The following is a 21,306-nucleotide window of genomic DNA, read 5'->3' on the forward strand; positions in this document are numbered from 1 at the left end:
GAGGGGTTTCTCTTTGAAGCACATCCACTTCGAGAGCTTATTTAACCGAAAACCCTGCCTGATTCGCGCGGCCGTCGCCCTGCGTTCCAGCCCCGGATCGTGGCGACAACAAGGCGCTCCGCCACAGTAAAAACGCAATTTTTCCTCAATTTAGCACAAAAAAAACGCCCGCGCGAAGCGGGCGTTAAGTTATTGAGGCAGGTTTCATACAGGCAAGAAACCTATCGAGCAGTAAGTTTGTTATAAGCGTTTCCACGCCGGAGTCCAACCTAAAAGTTTGATATGTCACAAGGTGCTGGTTAAAGTTCTTCCAGCAAAACAAGGGACGATGAGGATTGTTGCCGTTATGAAATCACTGTTTTTACCGGCGCTTCGGGCAGGCCTCCTGGCCGCGACGCTGGCAGCGGCCCCCGCGGCGCTCTGGGCGCAGCCCCAGCATGGCATCGCCATGTATGGCGAGCCTGCCCTGCCCGCCGATTTCAAATCCCTGCCGCAGGTCAATGCCCAGGCGCCCAAGGGCGGGCGCATCGCGATCGGTGAATCGGGCGGGTTCGATTCGATGAACCCCTACATCCTGAAGGGGCGCGCGCCCTGGGGTGTGCAGACCCTGGTGTACGAAACCCTGATGGGGCGCAACTACGACGAGCCGTTCACGCTTTACGGCCTGCTGGCCGAGACGGTCGAAACCGATCCCGATCGCACCTGGGTCGAATTCACCCTGCGCCCCGAGGCAAAGTTTTCCGACGGCAGCCCCGTCACCGTCGAGGATGTGATCTGGTCCTACGAAACCGTGGGCACCGAGGGATCACCGCGCTACACCGGCTCCTGGAGCCAGGTGAAATCCATCGAGAAGACCGGCCCGCGCAGCCTGAAGATCACCTTCGCGGAAAAGAACCGCGAACTGGCGTTGCTGATGGGCCTGCGGCCGGTCCTGAAAAAGGCGCAGTGGGAAGGGCGCGATTTCACGCAGTCCTCTCTCGACATCCCGATCGGCTCCGGCCCCTATACAGTTGGCGAGTTCGAGCCGGGACGGTACATCGAATTCAAGCGCAACGAGGATTACTGGGGCAAGGACGTGCCCTTCATGCAGGGCCAGGCCAATTTCGACATTGTGCGCTACGACTACTTCGGCGACGGCGGTGTGGTGTTCGAGGCGTTCAAGGCGGGGGTGATCGACACCTACCGCGAATTCAACGAGGCCAAGTGGGAGTCGTCCTACGATTTTCCGCGCGTCACATCGGGCGAGATCGTCAAATCCGAGATCCCGCATCAGCGCCCCTCCGGCATCGAGGGCTTCGTGATGAACACGCGCAAGGACAAGTTCAAGGACTGGCGCGTGCGCGACGCGCTGATCCACGCCTTCAACTTCGAATTCATCAACGAAACGCTGAACGGCGGGAAAAAGCCGCGCATCACCTCCTATTATTCCAACTCCGTGCTCAGTATGGATCACGGCCCCGCCGAAGGCGCCGTGCGCGCGCTGCTGACCCCCTATGAGGACAGCCTGCTTCCCGGCGCGATCGAAGGCTACGATCTGCCGGTTTCCGACGGCTCGGAAGCCAACCGGCGCAACATCCGCAAGGCGCTGAAACTGTTCGAGCAGGCGGGCTGGACGATCCAGGACGGCGTGATGAAGAACGCCGACGGCACGCCCTTTACCTTCACCATCCTGCTGCAACAGGGGGCCTCCGAAGGGCGCTCGATCGCCACGATCTACATCGAAGCGCTGAAACGCCTTGGGATCGCCGCCAAGCTTGAGGTCATCGACAGCGCGCAGTTCAAGGAACGCACCACCGATTACGATTTCGACATGACCTATTACTGGCGCGGCCTGTCGCTCAGCCCCGGTTCCGAACAGATGCTCTACTGGGGGTCCGACGGGGTCGACACCCCCGGCACCCGCAACTGGATGGGCATGTCCAGCCCCGCCGCCGAAGCGATGATCGACCGGATGCTGAACGCCACCGACCGGCAGGCGTTTCTGGCCGCGACCAAGGCGCTGGACCGCATCCTGACCACCGGGCGCTACGTCATCCCGATCTGGTTCCGCGACATCTCGACCATTGCCCACATCAAGGAGCTGAAGTTCCCCGACAAGATCCCGATGTACGGCGACTGGCTGGGGTTCCAGCCCGATGTCTGGTGGTATGAAAAGGGCTGAGGGCGAAGGACGCACCCGAGAGTGAGAGGGCGGCATCGAAAGGTGCCGCCCTCTTCACGTCAGCTCCCCCTTGCCCGTCGCGCGCCTGTGGAACCATCCCCGGCCCCAGCGATTGGTCTCAGGTAACAGGCAGCGACCTTCCGCAATGCCCAAAAGGACGTCAGGAATACCTCATGGATTGGAACACCGTTTCTCGTAACTGGTCTGCTTTTCACGAAAGCATCCTTCAGCGCTGGCCCGGGGTGGAGGAAAACGATCTGATCCGCATCGACGGCGACCGCGCCGTCTTCGAAGGTCTGATCGCCAAGACCGTCGGGATATCGGGAAGCGAGGCGCGCGAAGAGATCTCGCAGTGGCTCGAAGGCGGCATCCCCTCGGACGTGGTGATGGACGAGCATCACGACAACGTCTCGATCACGCAAAGCGCCCGCCACATCCCCGAGGGCGAGGACGTCTACGCCGAAGACCGCGATTTCGGCGATGACGACACGAACGAGCCCCCCGTCGGGCGCGAAAGCTGACGATCCGCGCAGGGTCGTGCCGCCGTTCAGGCACCTTTCGGGCGCGGTTGCACGTCTTGCAACCGCGCTGAGCTGGGCGTAGCAGGTGGCCCCATGTTATCGCTTTACGACAATGGCGCGCCTGCCCCCTGCCCGCCCGGGTTCAACATGGCCGCCCATGTGCTGGCCCCTGCCGAACGCACGCCCGCGAAGACCGCGCTGACGGTCCTGTCGGCAGGCGTCGAGGGCGCGGCAGGTCCGTTCGAGGACTGGAGCTTCGCGGCGCTCAGGGCGGCCGTGCTCGGCACCGCCGCGGCGCTGCGGGCCTCGGGCCTCAAGGGTGGCGATGTGGTGGCGCTCAGGCTGGGCAACACGGTCGATTTTCCGATCGCCTATCTGGGCTGTATCGCGGCCGACATCGTGCCGGTGCCGCTGTCCTCTCAACTGACGGCGCATGAGCTGCGCCCGATGCTGGCCGAGCTTGCGCCGCGCGCCATCGCCCATGACCCGCGTTTGACGCTGCCCGAAGACGCGTGTGGCGCGGCGATGCCGCTCGATCTGCGCACGCTGCGCGACATGCGTGCCCACGCCCCGATGGCCCCGGTACCGGGCGATCCCGACCGGCTGGGCTATATCGTCTATACCTCGGGCACCTCCGGCAAGCCGCGCGCGGTCATGCACGCGCACCGCGCGGTCTGGGCGCGCCAGATGATGTGGCGCGACTGGTATGATCTGCGCGCCGACGACCGGCTGCTGCACGCGGGGGCCTTCAACTGGACCTACACGCTGGGCACCGGCCTGATGGACCCCTGGGCGGCGGGCGCCACGAGCCTGATCGCGGCGGAAGGCACCGCCATCGCCTCCCTGCCCGCGCTGCTGCGCGCCAGCCGCGCCACGCTTTTCGCCGCCGCGCCGGGCGTTTACCGCAAGCTCCTGACCCCCGCGCCCGCACCAGGTGAGCCCGAAACCACTGGTCCCGAAACTTCTGCGTCCGGTACGAATTGCAATGCCGCGCCGGGGCCGCACATGCTCCGCCTGCCGCTGCCCCATCTGCGCCACGCGCTGTCGGCGGGCGAAAAACTGCCGCAAGCGCTGGCCTTGGCCTGGCAAGAGGCGACGGGCACCCGCATCTATGAGGCGCTGGGCATGTCCGAATGTTCCACCTTCGTGTCGTCCTCGCCCACCCGCCCCGCTGGTGCCGCCAGTGCAGGCCTGCCCCAGCGCGGCCGCCGCCTGGCCGTGCTCGACCAGGCGGGCGCGCCGGTTCCGCGCGGCACGCCCGGCACGCTGGCCGTGGCCGACACCGACCCTGGCCTCATGCTCGGCTATCTGGGCCAGCCCGCGGACACCGCCGCGCGCTTTCATGCGGGCTGGTTTCTGACCGGCGACACCGTCACCATGGATGCGCATGACGAGATCACCTATCTGGGCCGGTCGGACGACATGATGAACGCGGGCGGCTACCGGGTCTCGCCGCTAGAGGTCGAAGCCGCCTTCGCGGATTTCGCCGGGCTGACCGGCGCCGCCGCCGCCGAGGTGCGGGTCAAGGCGAATACGCATGTGATCGCGCTCTTCTACACTTCGGACGCCCCCCTGCCGGACGCCGTGCTGGCCGAACACGCCGCACGGCATCTGGCGCGCTACAAGACGCCCCGGATCTACATGCACCTGGACGCATTGGCGATGAACGCCAACGGAAAACTGAACCGCCGCGCGATGCGGCAAGCCTATGAGGCCCGCCATGATCAAGCTTGATATCCTTTCCGATCCCATCTGCCCCTGGTGCTACATCGGCAAGAACAACCTGGATCGCGCGCTGCTGGATCACCCCGATCACCCCTTCACGATCGAATGGCACCCGTTCCAGCTGAACCCGGAAATGCCCGCGGGCGGCATGGACCGCCGCGACTATCTGGAACAGAAATTCGGCGGCAAGGAAGCGGCCGTGCGCGTCTATTCCAGGATCGAGGACGCGGCGCGCGCGGCCGGGCTGGAGCTTGACTTCGGCGGCATCAAACGCACGCCCAACACGCTCGATGCCCATCGTCTGATCCACTGGTCCGGGCTGGAAGGCCGACAGACCGCCACCGTGACCCGGCTGTTCAGGGCCTATTTCGAAGAGGGCCGCGATATCGGCGACAAGGGCGTGCTGCTTGACATAGCGCAGTCGGTGGGCATGGACGCGGATGTCACCGAGCGCCTGCTGAACGGCGACGCCGACGCGCAAGACATCCGCGAACGCGACGCCCACGCGCGCGCGCGGGGCGTCTCCGGCGTGCCCACCTTCGTGCTGGCCAATCAGCATGTCATGTCCGGCGCACAGCCGCCCGAGCTCTGGGCCAAGGTGATCGCCGAGATCGGCGAACAGCTGGAAGCCGGGCGATCGTGACGCCCCCGGATCCTCGGGCCAAACGCCCGGCCGGACCCGTGGCCGGCGGTTCATCCGCCGCCGCGCCGAACACCGCACGGGCTCCGGTCCAGTCGCAACGCGAATTCGTGGCGCTGATCGCCTTCGTCTTTGCCTCGGTCGCCTTCTCGATCGACGCGATGCTGCCCGCCATTTCCGACATGGCCCAGGCGCTGACGCCGCAGGCCCCCAACCGCGCGCAGCTGATCATCACCATGTTCCTGCTGGGCATGGGGGTCGGGACGCTGTTCACCGGGCCGTTGTCGGACAGCTTCGGGCGCAAACCGGTGATCTACGCGGGGCTCGCGCTTTACACGCTGGGGGCCATGGTCGCCTGGATGGCGCCGACGCTGGAGATGATGCTGCTGGGGCGTGCCCTGCAGGGTCTGGGCGCGTCGGGGCCGCGGGTCGTGGCGCTGGCCATCGTGCGCGACAGATACTCCGGCCGCGCGATGGCGCGCATCGTGTCTCTGGTCATGATGATCTTTACCCTGATCCCGGTGGTCGCCCCGTCGATCGGCGCGATGATGATCGCCTTATTCGGCTGGCGCGGGGTCTTTGCGGCCTTTGTCCTCTTCGCGCTCGTTCTGGCGGTCTGGGTCTGGGCGCGCCAGCCCGAAACCCTGCCGCGCGACCAACGGCGCCCGCTCAGGCTGAACCCCCTGTGGCGCGCATTATGCGAGGTTCTGCTGCACCGGCAGGTCATGCTGACCGTGCTGGTGCAGTCGCTGGCTTTCGGCGTGCTGTTCTCGGTGCTCGCAAGCTCGGCTCAGGTGTTCGATGTGACCTTCGATCGCGCCGCAAGCTTTCCCCTCTGGTTCGGCGGTATCGCGCTGGTCGCGGGCTCGGCCAGCCTGCTGAACGCCGCCCTGGTCGAACGCGTCGGAATGCGCTTCCTGATCAATGCCACCCTGCGGGGACATGTGCTGCTTTCGGGCGCGATGCTTATGGGGTTCGCCTTCGGGCTGTTGCCGCCGGGGTGGCAATTCCCGGCTTGGATCCTGTGGCAGACGTCGGTGTTCTTCATGGCCGGGCTGACGATCGGCAATCTCAACGCCCTCGCGATGGAGCCGATGGGCCATATCGCGGGCATGGCGGCATCGGTGGTGGGTGCGATTTCGACGGTTCTCGCAATGCTGATCGCCATTCCGATCGGGCTCAGCTTCGACGGGACGCCCGTGCCGCTGATCATCGGCGCCTTCGCCTGCGTGCTGCTCGGCGCGCTGCTGATGACGATGGTCCGACGCGAGCCACCCGACACCGCGCCGGGCGGATAGCGCCGCCGCCTCCGGCGGGAGTATTTCTGCCAAGAAGAAGCAGCGGCCGCGCCCATGCGCGAAAGCCCGGGCTTCTTCTCGGTCCAAATACTCCTGCCCGGGCTTTCCTCACCCCGAACTTCGCGTGGGGGGCATCCTACCTGGCCACTGGCGGAGTGCGCGCCCGCGCCGCCTTCTTTTGCGCCACGACCTTTTCGGCCAGATCGCGCGCCACGGCGAAGGCGCCCTTGATGCGGTCGCTTTCCTTGGGCCAGTCCTGCTGGATCACGATCTTGTTGTCCCTGACCTTGGCGGCGCCGCGCTGGTCGGTGATGAATTCGACCAGCCCGGACGGCGCGGCGAATTTGTCGTTGTGGAACTGGATCGTCACGCCGCGCGGGCCGCCGTCAAGCTTGGCGATGCCCGCGCGCTTGCACATCGCCTTGATGCGCACGATCAGCAACAGGGTGTTGACCTCCTTCGGCAGCTTGCCGAAACGGTCGATCAGCTCCGCGGCGAAGCCCTCCAGCTCCACCTTGGTGGTCAGCGAGGACAGGCGGCGGTAGAGGCCGAGCCGCACATCGAGGTCGGGCACGTAGTCTTCGGGGATCAGCACCGGCACGCCCAGATTGATCTGCGGCGCCCATTGATCGTCCGACTCCGACAGCCCCTCAAGTTCGCCCGAGCGGATCTTGGCCACGGCCTCCTCCAGCATCTGCTGGTAAAGCTCATATCCCACCTCGCGCACGTGGCCCGACTGCTCCTCGCCCACGAGATTACCGGCACCGCGAATGTCCAGATCCTGGCTGGCGAGCGTGAAGCCCGCGCCCAGGCTGTCGAGGCTGCCCAGCACGCGCAGCCGCTTCTCGGCGGCGGGGGTCAGCTTCATGCGTGGTTTCGTCGTCAGATAGGCGTAGGCGCGGGTCTTGGAGCGACCCACCCGGCCGCGGATCTGGTAGAGCTGCGCGAGGCCGAACATGTCGGCGCGGTGCACGATCATCGTGTTCGCGGTGGGGATGTCGAGACCGGATTCGACGATGGTGGTGGCCAGCAGCACGTCGTATTTGCCATCGTAAAAGGCATTCATCCGGTCATCCAGATCCCCGGCCGCAAGCTGGCCATGCGCCACGACGAAGCTGACCTCGGGGACCTGTTCGCGCAGGAACTCCTCGATCTCGGGCAGGTCGCTGACGCGCGGCACCACGAAAAAGCTCTGCCCGCCGCGATAGCGTTCGCGCAGCAGCGCCTCGCGGATGGTGACGGCATCGAATTCGGACACATAGGTGCGGATCGCCAGCCGGTCGACCGGCGGCGTACCGATGATCGACAGATCGCGCACCCCCGACAGCGACATCTGCAAGGTGCGCGGGATCGGCGTCGCGGTCAGCGTCAGCACGTGAATGTCGGAGCGCATTTCCTTCAGCCGCTCCTTGTGCTGCACACCGAAATGCTGTTCCTCGTCGATGATCAGCAGCCCGAGGTTCTTGAACCGCACCGATTTCGCCAGCAATGCGTGGGTGCCGATGACGATATCGACGGTGCCCCGGTTGATGCCGTCTCGGGTGGCCGCGGCCTCCTTGGCGGAGACGAAGCGCGACAGCTGGCGCACCTCCAGCGGAAAGCCGCGAAAGCGTTCGGCGAACCCCTTGTAGTGCTGGCGCGCCAGCAACGTCGTCGGTGCGATCACCGCGACCTGCGTGCCGGTCATCGCCGCGACGAAGGCCGCGCGCATCGCCACCTCGGTCTTGCCGAAGCCCACGTCGCCGCAGATCAGCCGGTCCATCGGGCGGCCCGAGGCCAGATCGCCGATCGTCTCCTCGATGGCGTTCAGCTGATCGTCGGTTTCCTGGTAGGGAAAGCGCGCGGAGAAGGCCGCCCACATATCCTCGGGCGGGTCCATGATCGGCGCGCGGCGCAGCGCGCGTTCGGCGGCGACACGGATCAGCCGGTCGGCGATCAGCCGGATGCGCTCCTTCAGCCTGGCCTTCTTGGCCTGCCAGGCGCCGCCGCCGAGCTTGTCGAGCATCCCCTCGTCATGGCCGAACCGGCTGAGCAGCTCGATGTTTTCCACCGGCAGGAAAAGCCGGTCGCCGCCCGCATATTCCAGCGAGATGCATTCATGCGGCGCGCCCATGGCGGTGATCGTCTCCAGCCCCATGTAGCGGCCGACGCCGTGGTCGACATGCACGATCAGATCGCCGGGGCTGAGGCTTTGCGCCTCGGTCAGGAAATTTTCGGCCCGTTTCTTGCGCCGCGCGCCGCGGATCAGCCGGTCGCCCAGCACATCCTGTTCCGAGATGACCGTGAGGCCGCGCCCCTCGAACCCCGCCTGAAGACCCCAGACCGCCAGAAACAGCCGCCCGTGCCCCTCGGGCACATCGCGCATGTCGTCGATGAAGACCGGATCGAGCAGATCTTCGTCTTCCATCAAGCCTTTAAGGCGCTCTCTCGCACCTTCCGAATAACTGGCGACGACGACATGGTTTTCTTTACGCCGCTTCGCAATATGATCGGCCAAGGCACCGAAAAGGCTTATGGATTCCTGCTGACGCTCGGGCAGGAAATTGCGCCCGATGCGCCCGCCCGCGTCGATCACGCCGGGGCCGGGGCCCTGCGGCAGCATGCGCAGCTGCATCACCCGCCGCCCCGACAGCGCGGCCTGAAATGCCGCATCGTCGAGGTAGAGAAGTTCCGGCGGGCTGGGTTTGTAGACGGTATCGAGCCGCCCCTTCTGGGTCATCGCCTCGCGCCGGTTGGAATATTGATCGGCGATGGTTTCCCAGCGCGACAGGCGGATCGCCTCGGTCTGGTCGTCCAGCACGACAGCCGCGTTCGGCACGTAATCCAGCAGCGTTTCGAGCCGTTCGTGAAAGAACGGCAGCCAATGTTCGACACCCTGCTGCTTGCGCCCCGCGCTGACTGCCTCATAGAGCGGATCGTCGGTGCCCGTCGCGCCGAATTCGATGCGGTAGTTCTGGCGGAACCGGGTGATCGAGGCCTCGTCGAGGATGACTTCCGACACCGGGGCCAGCTCGACCGTGCTCAGCTTTTCGGTCGTGCGCTGGGTGGCGGCGTCGAACCGGCGCGCCCCGTCCAGAACGTCGCCGAACAGATCCAGCCGCACGGGGCCCGCATCCCCCGGCGGGTAGATGTCGATGATCCCGCCGCGGATGGCGTAATCGCCATGTTCGGTCACCGTGGGCGATTGGGTAAAGCCCATGCGCACCAGAAAATCGCGAAGCGCCCCCTCGTCGATGCGCTGGCCGACCTGCGCGGTGAAACTCGCCCCCGCCAGCAGGTCGCGCGCGGGAATACGCTGGGTGATCGCGTTCACCGTCGTCAACAGGATGAACGGCCCCGACAGCCCCTGCGCCAGCGTGGCCAGCGTCGCCATCCGCGCGGCCGAAACATCGGCGTTGGGCGAGACCCGGTCATAGGGCAGGCAATCCCAGGCCGGGAAATCCAGCACCACCGTGTTGGGCGAGAAAAAGGCCAGCGCGTCGCGCATGGCGGCCAGCCGCCGGTCGTCGCGCGCGACATGGATCAGCGGCGCGGTGCCGCCGCGGTCCAGTTCCTTGAGCAGGACGCGGGCGTCGAACCCTTCGGGGGCGCCGCCGACGGTGATATGCGATGTATCCGACATGCCCGCGGGACGTACCCCCTTTGGCGGCGAAGTCAACTTCCCAATGCGCCGATGTTCAGGTTCTGCAACATGCCCCACATCGCGGTGACGAAAATCGAGAGCATGCCGATCACCTGAATCCAGAAGCGATGCCAGCGCAGGACCGGGAAAAGGGCGGGCCCGGTGATGTCCTGCGTCTCGATCCGGCGTGCGGTGCGGATCGACAGCGCCCCGACCGAGCTCATCGGCAGGAAGAGCAGAAACAGCGCCTGGCAGAACTCCACCCTGTAGACGAAACCGAGGATACCCAGCGCCGTCAGCGCAAAGGTCGACAGCCCCACCAGCCACATCCCCGACATGCGCGATATGAACAGCAGCCTGCGGGTGTAGATGCGGATCAGCACATCCACGTCGGCGGCGGCCTCTGCCCCGCCGGTGCGGGCGCGCTGGATCATGTCGAAGGGAACGCCGATCACCCAATGGCTGGCGGTCGACCACATCACCGCCAGAAAGATCCAGAACCACAGATTGGAGAACGATCGCAGGTCGATCAGTTCCGTCACGGCGCCGATTGCGTCCATCAATCTGCTTTCTCGTTCAGTTTCGCCGCACCATATCGCCGCGCAACGACAAGTTCCAGCCCCTCGGGACCCTTGAGATACCCGACGAAGCGTGCGAATTCCAGTGCAACGCAAAGGAACTCCGTCATGCCGCATTCGCCCGCCGCCTATCCCCGCTCACGCCTGCGCCGACAACGCCGCACCCCCGCCCTGCGCGTGCTGGTGCGCGAGAACGAGCTGCGCGTCTCGGACCTGATCTGGCCGGTCTTCGTGCGCGAGGGGCAGGATCTGGAGGAGCCGATCGCCTCGATGCCCGGAGTCGCGCGGCTGTCGATCGACCGCGTGGTGCGCGCCGCCGAAGAGGCCGTCGCCCTCGGCATCCCCGCGATCTGCCTGTTTCCCTACACCGATCCGGCGCTGAAGACGGCAGGCTGCGAAGAGGCCTGGAACCCCGAGAACCTTTCGAACCGGGCCGTGCGCGCGATCAAGGCGGCGGTCCCGGAGCTGACGGTGATGACCGACGTGGCGCTGGACCCCTATAACGCGCATGGCCACGACGGCATCGTGCGCGACGGCGTGATCCTGAACGACGAGACGGTCGAGGCGCTGGTGCGCATGGCGCTGGCGCAGGCCGAGGCGGGCGCCGATATCCTGGGGCCGTCCGACATGATGGACGGGCGCATCGGCGCCATGCGCGATGCGTTGGAACAGGCGGGCCACAAGGATACGCTGATCCTGTCCTATGCGGCCAAATACGCCTCCGGGTTCTACGGCCCCTTTCGCGATGCGGTCGGGGCATCGGGCGCGCTGAAGGGCGACAAATCCACCTATCAGATGGATGCGGGCAACACCGATGAGGCGATGCGCCTGGTGGCACGCGATCTGGCCGAGGGCGCCGACATGGTGATGGTCAAGCCCGGAATGCCCTATCTCGACATCTGCCGCCGGGTGAAGGAGGCGTTCCACGTGCCGACCTTCGCCTATCAGGTCTCCGGCGAATATGCGATGCTGGAGGCGGCCGCGCGCAATGGCTGGCTCGATGGCGACCGCGTGATGGCCGAAAGCCTGCTGGGCTTCAAGCGTGCGGGCTGCGACGGCGTACTGACCTATTTCGCCCCGCGCATAGCGCGTTTGCTGAACCAGTCCAGCTGATACGACAAAAAAGACGGCGGGAGACCGCCAATCGCCGTGTGATTTTGGTGACACCTCCCCCACGATCGTCTATACTTATAGGCGACCGGCCGTATAAGTCCGGCAAGAACAACCGAGGGCACGAAAAGATGAGCAGTATCAACCGGCGCTATTTTTTGCTGGCCGCAGGCGCGCTGACCACGACGACGGCGGCATGCAGCAACGGCATGGGCGGTCAGGGCGCGGATCGGCTGAATTTGCGGGTAGAAGCCGCCAAGGACTACATGTTCGCCAATATCCCCGGCACCCGCAACCTGGCGGACAAGGCAGCGGGCGTGCTGATCATGCCGCTGGTCACCAAGGCCGGGCTGGGCGTCGGCGGCAGCTACGGGCGCGGCGCCTTGCAGATCAACGGCGCGACGGTCGATTACTACTCCGCCACGCAGGCAAGTTTCGGCATCCAGATCGGCGCGCAGCAATACGCCCATGCGCTGTTCTTCATGACGCCCGAGGCGTTGGGCGACTTCCGTTTTTCTTCGGGCTGGGCGGCCGGCGCGGATGTCGAATATGCCGTCAGCGACCGCGGCAACAATCTGGGCGTGGATACCACCACCGTGCTGAACCCGGTGATCGCCGTGGTCTTCGGCCAGGCCGGGCTGATCGCGGGCGCCTCGATCGAAGGCACGAAATACACCCGCATCATCCCCTGACCCCGGAGGGCGGATCCCGTCGCCGCCCCCGCGGCGACGGACGCCCGCGTGCTAATCGTTGGCGGGCGGCTTGCCCAGATGCTTGCGCAGCCGCGACGGCGTTGATTTCTTTTTGTTCTTGTAGGGATTCTGATCGCTCTGCCCCCGGAAATACAGCCGGATGGGGGTGCCGGGCATGTCGAAATCCTCTCGCAGACCATTCACGAGATAACGCGAATAGCTGTCGGGCATCTTTTCGGGGTGCGAGCACATCACCACGAACCCCGGCGGGCGCGTCTTGGCCTGGGTCATGTAGCGCAGCTTGATCCGGCGGCCGCCCGGTGCGGGCGGCGGGTGGTTTTCCAGCATCCCCGTCAGCCAGCGATTCAGATGAGCCGTGGTGACGCGACGGTTCCAAACCTCATAGGCCCTGGCCACGGCTTCCTGAAGCCGGTCCATGCCGCGGCCCGTCCTGGCGGAGATCGTGATCAGCGGCGCACCGCGCAGCTGCGGCAGCAAACGCTCGAAAGCCTCTTTCAGCTCTTTCAGCTTAGCCTGTTTTTCGGGCTCCATATCCCATTTGTTGACAGCCACCACAACCGCCCGCCCCTCGCGCTCGGCCAGATCGGCGATGCGCAGATCCTGCTGCTCGAAGGGAATCTCCACGTCCAGCAGCACGATCACCACCTCGGCGAATTTCACCGCGCGCAGGCCGTCGGCGACCGACAGCTTCTCGACCTTGTCCTGCACCTTGGCGCGCTTGCGCATCCCGGCCGTGTCGAAGATGCGCACCGGAAGCCCGCCCCATTCCTGGGTGACCGAGATCGCATCGCGGGTGATCCCGGCCTCGGGGCCGGTCAGCAGGCGGTCTTCGCCCAGGATCGTGTTGATCAGCGTCGACTTGCCCGCGTTGGGCCGTCCCACGACCGCGATCTGCATCGGACGGGCGAGCGTCGGGACACGGGCGCTGATCTCGGCCGCGTCCGCCGCGTCGTCCTCGCCCTCGGGCAGGGTGACGTCGACCTCGGGCGCGTCGCGCGCGGCGGCGGCTTCATGCGCGTCGTAGATCGGGCGCAGCGCGTCGAACAGATCCTCCATGCCCTCGCCATGTTCGGCCGACAGGCGCAACGGCTCGCCCAAGCCCAGGCTGTAGGCTTCCAGCACACCGGCTTCGGCGGCATGGCCTTCGCCCTTGTTGGCGGCAAGGATCACATTGGCGGAGCGTTTGCGCAGGATCTCCGCAAAGACCTGATCGGCAGGCAGGATGCCCGCGCGCGCATCGACCATGAAAAGGCAGACATCGGCCATATCGACCGCGCGTTCGGTCAGGCGGCGCATCCGGCCTTGCAGCGATTCATCCGTCACCTCTTCGAGACCGGCGGTGTCGATGACGGTAAAGCGCAGATCGCCCAGCCGCGCCGCGCCCTCGCGCAGATCGCGGGTGACGCCGGGTTGATCGTCGACCAGCGCCAGACGCTTGCCCACCAGCCGGTTGAACAGCGTTGATTTGCCGACATTGGGCCTGCCGACGATGGCAAGGGTAAAGCTCATGCGATGACTCCGGTTTCGCGGGCGCGCGGCCGAACGCTGCGCGGGCAAGCCGCCCCTCTATACCGATCGGCGATCAGCGGAAAGCCAGAAGTCGCCCATCCTGCGACACGACGTAGAGCGTATCGTTGGCGACCACGGGCGCGGAAGCGGCGCCGCCGGGCAGCGCGATCGTCGCCGCAAGCGCCCCCGTGCCCGGATCGAAGCCGCGCAGCAGCTGATCGTCGGAGGCGACCCAGATTCGCCCGCCCGCCAGGATCGGCCCGTAATGGGCAAAGATCGCGCGGCGTTTCTTCACGCGCTCCTTCAGGAACAGCGGCAGCGGGCGCGACCAGATCACATCGCCTGTCGCGGCCTCCAGGCGCACCAGCTCGTTCTGGTCGTTGACCAGGAAGATCGATCCGCCGACCGGCCAGACCGGATCGACAGCGCCCTGTTCGGCGGTCCACTGGCGCACGCCGGTGTCGGCATCCACCGCCACCAGCCGTCCGCTGGGATTGCCCGCATAGATGCGGCTGCCGTCGATGACCGGCGCGGCCGTCAGATCGCGCACGCTGGCATAGGCGCGGCCATTGCGCCCGCCGGCCACGTTGATCGACCAGAGCTGCCGACCGCCCTGCTTGAATGCGCCGATCAGTTCGCCCGAGCCGTAGGGGAAAATCGCCAGCCGGTCGGTGACCGCGGGTCCCGCGCCGCCGGTACGCACCTCCGCGGCGGGAATGCTGGGCAATTGCCACTGCACCCGGCCGGTGTCGGTGCTGATCGCCCAGCCCTGCCCGTCACGTCCGACGACATACAGCAGCTTGCCATCCACGGCAGGCGCCCCGGTCGCGGCCGCATCGAGGCGCTGGCGCCAGATCTCGCCGCCCGTCGCGGGGTCGAGAGCGACGACCGCGCCGAAGGCGGTGGTCACGAAAAGCCGCCCGCCGCCATAGGCCAGCCCGCCGCCCGAAGCGTCGGCGCTGCTGTCGGAGCGTGGCGCCACGCTGGTCGACCAGAGCGATCCGCCGTTGCTTGCGGTCGCGGTGACGCGCGCCCGCGAATCCATCGCGAAGATACGGCCGTCGGCCACGACGGGCGAGGCCGTGATGCGGTGCTGACGGTCATCGCCATTGCCGATGTCGGCCACCCAGGCCAGGCGCGGCTGCGCCGACAGCCGCGGGTGCTGGATGCGGTGCGACGCGGTACCGTTGGGGTGGGTCCAGTCGCGGTTGGTGACCTGCTGCGGCAGCGCCAGCGCGGGCACCGTTCCCGCCGAGACGATGCGCCGCGGGTCCCGTTCGGCGTCGGGCCAGTCGACGACGCCTTCGCCCTGAACGGATTCCGTTCCCTTGGACGCGTCGAGCGGCGCGGTCACATCGAACCGCTTGCCGGTCAATTTCACCTCATCCGGCCCGCAACCGGACAGGACGGTTGCCATCCCCAGGAGTGCGACAACTCCGACGCTGTGCTTCAGCTTCACTGCTCAGGACCTCTTCATCGTCTTTTGCGTTGTCTCAGTCATCGTCGTCTCGCTTGCCCAAGTCGTCTCGCGCAGCTTTCCCTCCGGGCCGCCCGCGGGGCGATGCCCGCGAGGGCGCCGCCGTTCAGGCCGCGTCGATACGACCGCCCAGGGCCACAATCAACTGACTGACGCGCCGAAGCAAGCCCGCTGTAAGCTGCGGGTCGGTCTGCATTTCGCGCAGAAGCGCCAGCGCCTCGTCGCGGCGATCCGCTTCGATCAGCGTCAGGGCCTTTTGCTCCATCGCCAGGATGCGAAAGGGCGCGCCGGGTTGCGCCAGCGTGTTCAGCCGCTCCAGCCGCTGATCCACGGCCATGTCGCTGCCGCTCAGCATCACAAGTTTCAGCGAGGCCAGTTCGCGGTAGATCTCATCGACCGCGCCAGAGGTCGACAGCGCCTGCAACCGCGAAATCGCCTTTTCGCGCGCAGCCTGCCGGGCGGCCAGCGCCTCGGGGGGTTGCTCTCCGATCGGGGTGCCGGTGTCGACGGCGGCGCTCGCCTCCATCAGGCCGAGCAGCGCGGTCTGCGCGCCCTCGGCGGGGATCGCGTCCAACGCGGCGACGCGCGCCTCGGGGGTCTTGGCCTCCATCGCGGCCAGCATGGCGTTGCCCGCGGCTTCGGCGCGCGCGCGTTCATCGGCCTTGCGGTATTCGTTGTAGGCCGCACCGCCCACGATCAGCAGCACCGCCAGCACGCCGACCCACCCCCAGCGCTTGAGCATCGCGAACAGCTTGTCGCGGCGTACCTCTTCGGAGACTTCGTCAATGAAACTGTCGGAATTGCTCACCAGATCGCACCCTTCTCCTGTTGCGAAACCTCTTACCCTGATCAGGCGGAGTTTGCCAAGGGCCGCGCGGATTTGGCGGTTTCCCCCAGTCACGTTTTGCTGATAGTTTCACCGCCGATGCCGAAGGGGGGCGGATACGGGCGGTCGAGGGTTCCGGCACATGCGCCCGCGCCGAAGCCTCACGCCCCGAAATCGGCTATAGTTTCATTCGACCGGCTGTTCAGCGGAGCCCGACCCATGCGTATCTTTTCCCTTCTGACGGCGGCGCTCGTGATGGCGGGCCTATATCTGATCGTGTTCGAGCGTCAGGCCGTGCTGCGTTTCGCGCGCGGAGAGGCTGCCATCGAGGTGTCGCCGCAGCCCCGCACGCAGCCCGCCGCGGCCGACACCACCGCCGAAGATGCGGACAATTCCCCCGATGCGCCCCCCGCGTCCGGGCCCGCGTCTGCGCCCGCGTCTCTCCCTGCCGCCGAAAGCCCTGCCGCCGAAAGCCCCGCGCCCGTATCGGTAGTGGCCCTGCGCTCCCGCGCGCGCGATATCGACAGCGCCGTGATTCTGCGCGGCCGCACCGAGGCGTCGCGCCAGGTCGATGTCCGCTCCGAGATCACCGGCCTGGTGATGTCGGCCCCGCGGCCCAAGGGGTCGGTGGTGGCCGCGGGCGATCTGCTGTGCGAGCTTGACCCCGGCACGCGCATCGCCGAACGCGACGAAGCCCGCGCCCGGGTGCCCGAGATGGAGGCCCGCCTGGCCGAGGCGCAGGCCCGCCTCGAAGAAGCGCAGATCAACGACCGCGCCGCATCGCGGCTGTCGCAGGACGGCTTTGCCTCGACCACGCGGGTGGCGGCCACGGCGGCGGCGCTGGAATCGGCGCGGGCCGGTGTGCAGGCCGCGCGCGCCGGGCTGCAATCGGCGCAGGCGGGCGTGGCCGCCGCCAGCAAGCAGATCGAGCGGTTGCAGCTGAAGGCGCCCTTCGCCGGGCTTCTGGAATCCGACACGGCCGAGCTGGGCAGCTTTCTGCAACCCGGGTCGCTTTGCGCCACCGTGATCCAGATCGACCCGATCAAGCTGGTGGGCTTCGCTCCCGAAGCCGACATCGACCGCGTGACACTTGGCGCCCCGGCGCAGGCGCGGCTGGTGTCGGGCGACACGGTCGAGGGGCAGGTAACCTTCGTCTCACGCTCCGCCGACGAGACGACGCGCACCTTTCGCGTGGACGTCGACGTCGCCAACCCCGAAGGCGCGATCAGCGACGGGCAGACGGCGGAAATCGTCATCGCCTCGGACGGGCGCCGCGCGCATCTGCTGCCGCAATCGGCGCTGACGCTGAACGATGCGGGCGTGATCGGCGTGCGCAGCGTCGACGCCGAGAGCACCGCGCGATTCCTGCCCGCGGAGGTGCTGCGCGACACCCCGCAAGGCGTCTGGATCGGCGGGCTGCCCGACGCGGTCGACGTGATCGTCGTCGGACAGGAATACGTGATCGACGGCGTGCCCGTCGCCCCGCACTGGCGCGGCGACGACGCCACCCGGCCGGAGCCTGAGGGATGACGCGCATGATCGACTGGGCCGCCGCACATGCGCGCATGGTCATGGCCTTCGTCGTCATGTCGATCGTCGCGGGCGCCTTCGCCTATGGCACGCTGCCCAAGGAGGGCGAGCCCGACATCGAGATCCCCGCGCTTTTCGTATCCGTGCCCTTCCCCGGCATTTCGGCCGCCGACAGCGAAAAGCTTCTGATCAAGCCGATGGAAACCGAGCTGGGCGATCTGGACGGGCTGAAGACGATGACCGCCACCGCCGCCGAAGGCTACGCCGGGCTGGCGCTGGAGTTCGAGTTCGGCTGGGACAAGACCAAGATCATTGCGGATGTGCGCGACCGGATGAACACGGCCGAGGCCAAGTTTCCCTCGGGCGCCGAGAAATACTCGATCAAGGAAATAAACTTCTCCGAATTTCCCATCGTCGTCGTCAGCCTGACCGGCGACGTGCCCGAACGCACGCTGCTGCGGCTGGCCAAGGACATGCAGGGCGCCCTCGAAGGGCTGGAGCCGGTGCTGGAGGCCGGGCTGGCCGGCCACCGCAACGAGATGCTGGAAGTCGTGATCGACCCCCTGATGCTGGAGGCCTACAACGTCACCGCCGGAGAGCTGATCAATGTGGTCACCAACAACAACCTGCTGATCCCCGCCGGCGTCGTCGAAAGCCCCACCGGGGCCTTCGCGGTCAAGATCCCCTCCTCCTTCGACGAGGCGCGCGATATCTTCAACCTGCCGGTCAAGACCAACGGCGACCGCGTCGTCACGCTGGGGGAGCTGGCCAACATTCGCCTGACCTTCGAGGACAAGGTCGGCACCGCGCGGTTCAACGGCGAGCCCGCCGTCGCGCTGCAGGTGGTCAAGCGCAAGGGGTTCAACCTGATCGACACCGTCGCGCTGGTGCGCGAGACCGTCGCCGCGCGCCAGGCGACCTGGCCCGCGGAATTGCAGCGCGCCGTGAACATCGGCACCTCGCTCGATCAAAGCCGCGTGGTGGCCAGCATGGTCAGCCAGCTCGAAGGGTCGGTGCTGACCGCGATCGCGCTGGTGATGATCGTGGTGCTCGCCGCGCTCGGCGCGCGCTCGGCGCTGCTGGTGGGCTTCGCCATCCCGACCTCCTTCCTGCTCTGCTTCGCCTTCCTGGCACTGATGGGCGTGAGCGTGTCGAACATCGTCATGTTCGGCCTGATCCTCGCCGTGGGCATGCTGGTCGACGGCGCCATCGTGGTGGTCGAATACGCCGATCGCCGCATCGCGGAGGGCACGGGCCCGATGACCGCCTATGTCGAGGCCACCAAGCGCATGTTCTGGCCCATCGTCAGCTCGACCGCGACGACGCTTTGCGCCTTTCTGCCCATGCTGTTCTGGCCCGGCGTGCCGGGGCAGTTCATGGGCATGTTGCCGGTCACGCTGATCTTCGTGCTGTCGGCCTCGCTGGTGGTGGCGCTGATCTACCTGCCGGTGATGGGCGGCGTCGCCGGGCGCATGTCGCGCGCGTTCGAGCGGGCTTCGGAGACGCTGCGCCCGCTGCCCTGGATCCTGCGGGCGGTGCTGGCGGCGGGCGCGGCCTATCTGGTGTTCCTGGCGTTGATGCAGCTTCTCAACCCCGCCTACCTGTTGCCCGCGGGGGCGCTGCCCTCGGGGATCATGGGCACCCTGCCGGGGGCGCTGCTGTTCGTGCTGGCGCTGGTGCTGAGTTCGGTGACGTTGGGCGCGGCAAAGCTGCGCCGCCGCCCGCGCAACCTGCGCACGGGCCACCGGCGCAGCGCGATCGGCTGGCTGATCCACCTGATCGTCGGCAACCCGGTGATGCCGCTGGTCGCCGCCGGCGCGGTGGTCGGCTTCGTCGTGCTGGTGGGCATCCAGTACGGGCAGAACAACAAGGGGGTCGAGTTCTTCGTCGACAGCGAACCCGAACAGGCGATCATCTACGTGCGCGGACGCGGGAACATGTCCTTGCTGCAAAAGGACGCGCTGCTGGCGCAGGCCGAACGCATCGTGCTGGCCGATCCGGGCGTGCGCTCGGTCTTTGCCTTCGCGGGCGAAGGCGGGCTGAACCAGAACACCGGGGGCGCGCAGGCGCCGCTGGACACCATCGGCCAGATGCAGCTGGAACTGATCCCCTGGGAAGAGCGCCCGCGCAGCGTCAACGCGCTGGGGCTGGGCAGCGCCGATCCCGCCTTCGACGGCAATCTGATCATGGACCGGATCGAGACGCGGCTGCGCCGCATCCCCGGCGTGCAGATCGACATCCTGAACGCGGATCGCGGGCCATCGTCGGGCAAGCCCATCCACCTGCGGCTGAAAGGCGACGATCTGGCGCTGCTCGACGCGACCGCCGCGCGTGTGCGCGCGCATTTCGCGCAGGTGCCGGGGCTGACCGACATCGAGGACACGCGCCCGCTGCCCGGCATCGACTGGCAGATCGACGTCGACATCGCCAAGGCGGGACGTTACGGCGCCGATGTGGCGACCGTGGGCGCGATGGTGCAGCTGGTCACCCGCGGCCTGCTGATCGACACGATGCGCGTCGACAGCTCGGACGAGGAGATCGATATCCGTGTGCGCCTGCCGCAACAGTACCGCGTGCTTTCCACGCTCGATTCGCTCAAGCTGCGCACCAACGCGGGGCTGGTCCCGCTGTCGAATTTCATCACCCGCCGCCCCGTCGCCAAGCTGGGCCAGATCGACCGTGTCGACCAGACGCGCGTCTATGACGTCAAGGCCGACGTGAGCCCGGGCATGACCAACGCCGAAGGCGCGCCGATCACCGCCAGCGAACGCATCGCGGTGCTGGACACATGGCTGGCCGAGGACGCCGATCTGCCCGCGGGCATCAGCTATGAATGGACCGGCGATCAGGAAGAGCAGGCCGAAAGCCAGGCCTTCCTGCAAACCGCCTTTCTGGGCGCGCTGGGGCTGATGTTCGTGATCCTGCTGGCGCAGTTCAACAGCATCTACAATTCGGTCCTGGTTTTGCTGGCGGTCGTGCTGTCCACCACCGGCGTGCTGATCGGGATGATGGTTATGGACCAGGCGTTTTCGATCATCATGACCGGCACGGGGATCGTCGCGCTGGCGGGAATCGTGGTGAACAACAACATCGTGCTGATCGACACCTATCAGGAATATTCCCGCTACATGCCCGCGACCGAGGCGATCACCCGCACGGTCGAAACCCGCATCCGCCCGGTTCTGTTGACCACGATCACCACGATGGCGGGGCTGACGCCGATGATGTTCGGCCTGTCGCTCGATTTCATCGGCGGCGGCTCCTCGCTCGACAGCCCGACGGCGCTGTGGTGGAAACAGCTCGCCACGGCCGTCGTCTTCGGGCTGGGCATCGCGACGGTTCTGACGCTGATCTTCACGCCCTCGCTGCTGGCGCTGAGGATCTGGGCCGGACGAGGCGCCTATGGCACGGCGCGGCTGTTGCGTGCACTGGGGCCGGGCCGCACGGGCCGCCGCTTGCGCGACGACATGCGCCTGCGCCGCCGCGCGCGCAAGCTGCACGGAGCCGAGATCATCTGGAATGAGCTGGTCGAGGTGCCGCCCCCCTTGACGGCCGGTTTCCCGCCGCTGCGCGCGGCGGAGTGAGCTGACCGCGAG

Annotated in this window: 15 protein-coding genes; 9 read left to right on the plus strand and 6 right to left on the minus strand. The window is 66.8% G+C overall.

What is annotated here, in order from left to right:
- Positions 1 to 346 precede the first annotated feature (346 nt).
- The 5 genes from ACU0BR_RS03315 to ACU0BR_RS03335 all read left to right on the plus strand — a co-directional run bounded on the left by ACU0BR_RS03315 (position 347) and on the right by ACU0BR_RS03335 (position 6,345).
- A complete protein-coding gene (locus ACU0BR_RS03315; RefSeq protein ID WP_446155421.1) occupies positions 347 to 2,161 on the plus strand; it encodes an extracellular solute-binding protein in 1,815 nt (604 codons plus the stop codon).
- Between the two features lie 173 nt (positions 2,162 to 2,334).
- Positions 2,335 to 2,682: a hypothetical protein gene (locus tag ACU0BR_RS03320; protein WP_446155422.1), complete on the plus strand. Its 348-nt coding sequence runs from the start codon at positions 2,335 to 2,337 to the stop codon at positions 2,680 to 2,682.
- Positions 2,683 to 2,775: 93 nt separating this feature from the next.
- A complete protein-coding gene (locus tag ACU0BR_RS03325; protein WP_446155423.1) occupies positions 2,776 to 4,416 on the plus strand; it encodes a class I adenylate-forming enzyme family protein in 1,641 nt (546 codons plus the stop codon).
- Positions 4,403 to 5,050: a DsbA family oxidoreductase gene (locus ACU0BR_RS03330; RefSeq protein ID WP_446155424.1), complete on the plus strand. Its 648-nt coding sequence runs from the start codon at positions 4,403 to 4,405 to the stop codon at positions 5,048 to 5,050. The genes ACU0BR_RS03325 and ACU0BR_RS03330 overlap by 14 nt, the downstream gene beginning before the upstream one ends.
- Before the next feature lie 38 nt (positions 5,051 to 5,088).
- Complete coding sequence (locus ACU0BR_RS03335) at positions 5,089 to 6,345, plus strand: multidrug effflux MFS transporter (RefSeq protein WP_446155425.1); 1,257 nt, start codon at positions 5,089 to 5,091, stop codon at positions 6,343 to 6,345.
- Between the two features lie 136 nt (positions 6,346 to 6,481).
- Here the strand turns inward: ACU0BR_RS03335 and mfd are convergent, their stop codons facing one another.
- The 3 genes from mfd to ACU0BR_RS03350 are packed head-to-tail and all read right to left on the minus strand — an operon-like array spanning position 6,482 to position 10,655.
- Entirely contained in the window at positions 6,482 to 9,967 is a 3,486-nt protein-coding gene (gene mfd / locus ACU0BR_RS03340) for a transcription-repair coupling factor (protein WP_446155426.1), read from the minus strand.
- A 32-nt stretch (positions 9,968 to 9,999) separates the two neighbouring features.
- Positions 10,000 to 10,527 carry a component of SufBCD complex gene (locus tag ACU0BR_RS03345; RefSeq protein WP_446155427.1) on the minus strand — a complete coding sequence of 176 codons (528 nt, stop codon included), beginning with the start codon at positions 10,525 to 10,527 and terminating at the stop codon, positions 10,000 to 10,002.
- On the minus strand, positions 10,527 to 10,655 hold the full coding sequence (locus ACU0BR_RS03350; RefSeq protein ID WP_446155428.1) for a hypothetical protein: 129 nt from the start codon (positions 10,653 to 10,655) through the stop codon (positions 10,527 to 10,529). The genes ACU0BR_RS03345 and ACU0BR_RS03350 overlap by 1 nt, the downstream gene beginning before the upstream one ends.
- Between ACU0BR_RS03350 and hemB the strand changes: the two genes are divergently transcribed.
- Both hemB and ACU0BR_RS03360 read left to right on the plus strand, forming a co-directional pair.
- A complete protein-coding gene (gene hemB / locus ACU0BR_RS03355; RefSeq protein ID WP_446155429.1) occupies positions 10,654 to 11,658 on the plus strand; it encodes a porphobilinogen synthase in 1,005 nt (334 codons plus the stop codon). The genes ACU0BR_RS03350 and hemB overlap by 2 nt on opposite strands.
- Before the next feature lie 128 nt (positions 11,659 to 11,786).
- Positions 11,787 to 12,347, plus strand: coding sequence for a lipid-binding SYLF domain-containing protein (locus ACU0BR_RS03360; RefSeq protein ID WP_446155430.1), 561 nt, complete (start codon positions 11,787 to 11,789; stop codon positions 12,345 to 12,347).
- A 51-nt stretch (positions 12,348 to 12,398) separates the two neighbouring features.
- Here the strand turns inward: ACU0BR_RS03360 and der are convergent, their stop codons facing one another.
- From der to ACU0BR_RS03375, 3 genes are all read right to left on the minus strand, one after another.
- On the minus strand, positions 12,399 to 13,877 hold the full coding sequence (der, locus tag ACU0BR_RS03365; protein WP_446155431.1) for a ribosome biogenesis GTPase Der: 1,479 nt from the start codon (positions 13,875 to 13,877) through the stop codon (positions 12,399 to 12,401).
- Between the two features lie 73 nt (positions 13,878 to 13,950).
- Positions 13,951 to 15,336, minus strand: coding sequence for an outer membrane protein assembly factor BamB family protein (locus tag ACU0BR_RS03370; RefSeq protein ID WP_446155432.1), 1,386 nt, complete (start codon positions 15,334 to 15,336; stop codon positions 13,951 to 13,953).
- 124 nt (positions 15,337 to 15,460) lie between these two features.
- Positions 15,461 to 16,162 carry a hypothetical protein gene (locus ACU0BR_RS03375; protein ID WP_446155433.1) on the minus strand — a complete coding sequence of 234 codons (702 nt, stop codon included), beginning with the start codon at positions 16,160 to 16,162 and terminating at the stop codon, positions 15,461 to 15,463.
- Between the two features lie 237 nt (positions 16,163 to 16,399).
- Here ACU0BR_RS03375 and ACU0BR_RS03380 point away from each other — a divergent pair, with 237 nt between their 5' ends.
- Together ACU0BR_RS03380 and ACU0BR_RS03385 are read left to right on the plus strand one after the other, a co-directional pair.
- A complete protein-coding gene (locus tag ACU0BR_RS03380; protein ID WP_446155434.1) occupies positions 16,400 to 17,710 on the plus strand; it encodes an efflux RND transporter periplasmic adaptor subunit in 1,311 nt (436 codons plus the stop codon).
- Positions 17,707 to 21,294, plus strand: coding sequence for an efflux RND transporter permease subunit (locus tag ACU0BR_RS03385; protein ID WP_446155435.1), 3,588 nt, complete (start codon positions 17,707 to 17,709; stop codon positions 21,292 to 21,294). The genes ACU0BR_RS03380 and ACU0BR_RS03385 overlap by 4 nt, the downstream gene beginning before the upstream one ends.
- The last annotated feature ends 12 nt before the right edge of the window (positions 21,295 to 21,306 follow it).

Source organism: Brevirhabdus sp., from assembly GCF_052826345.1.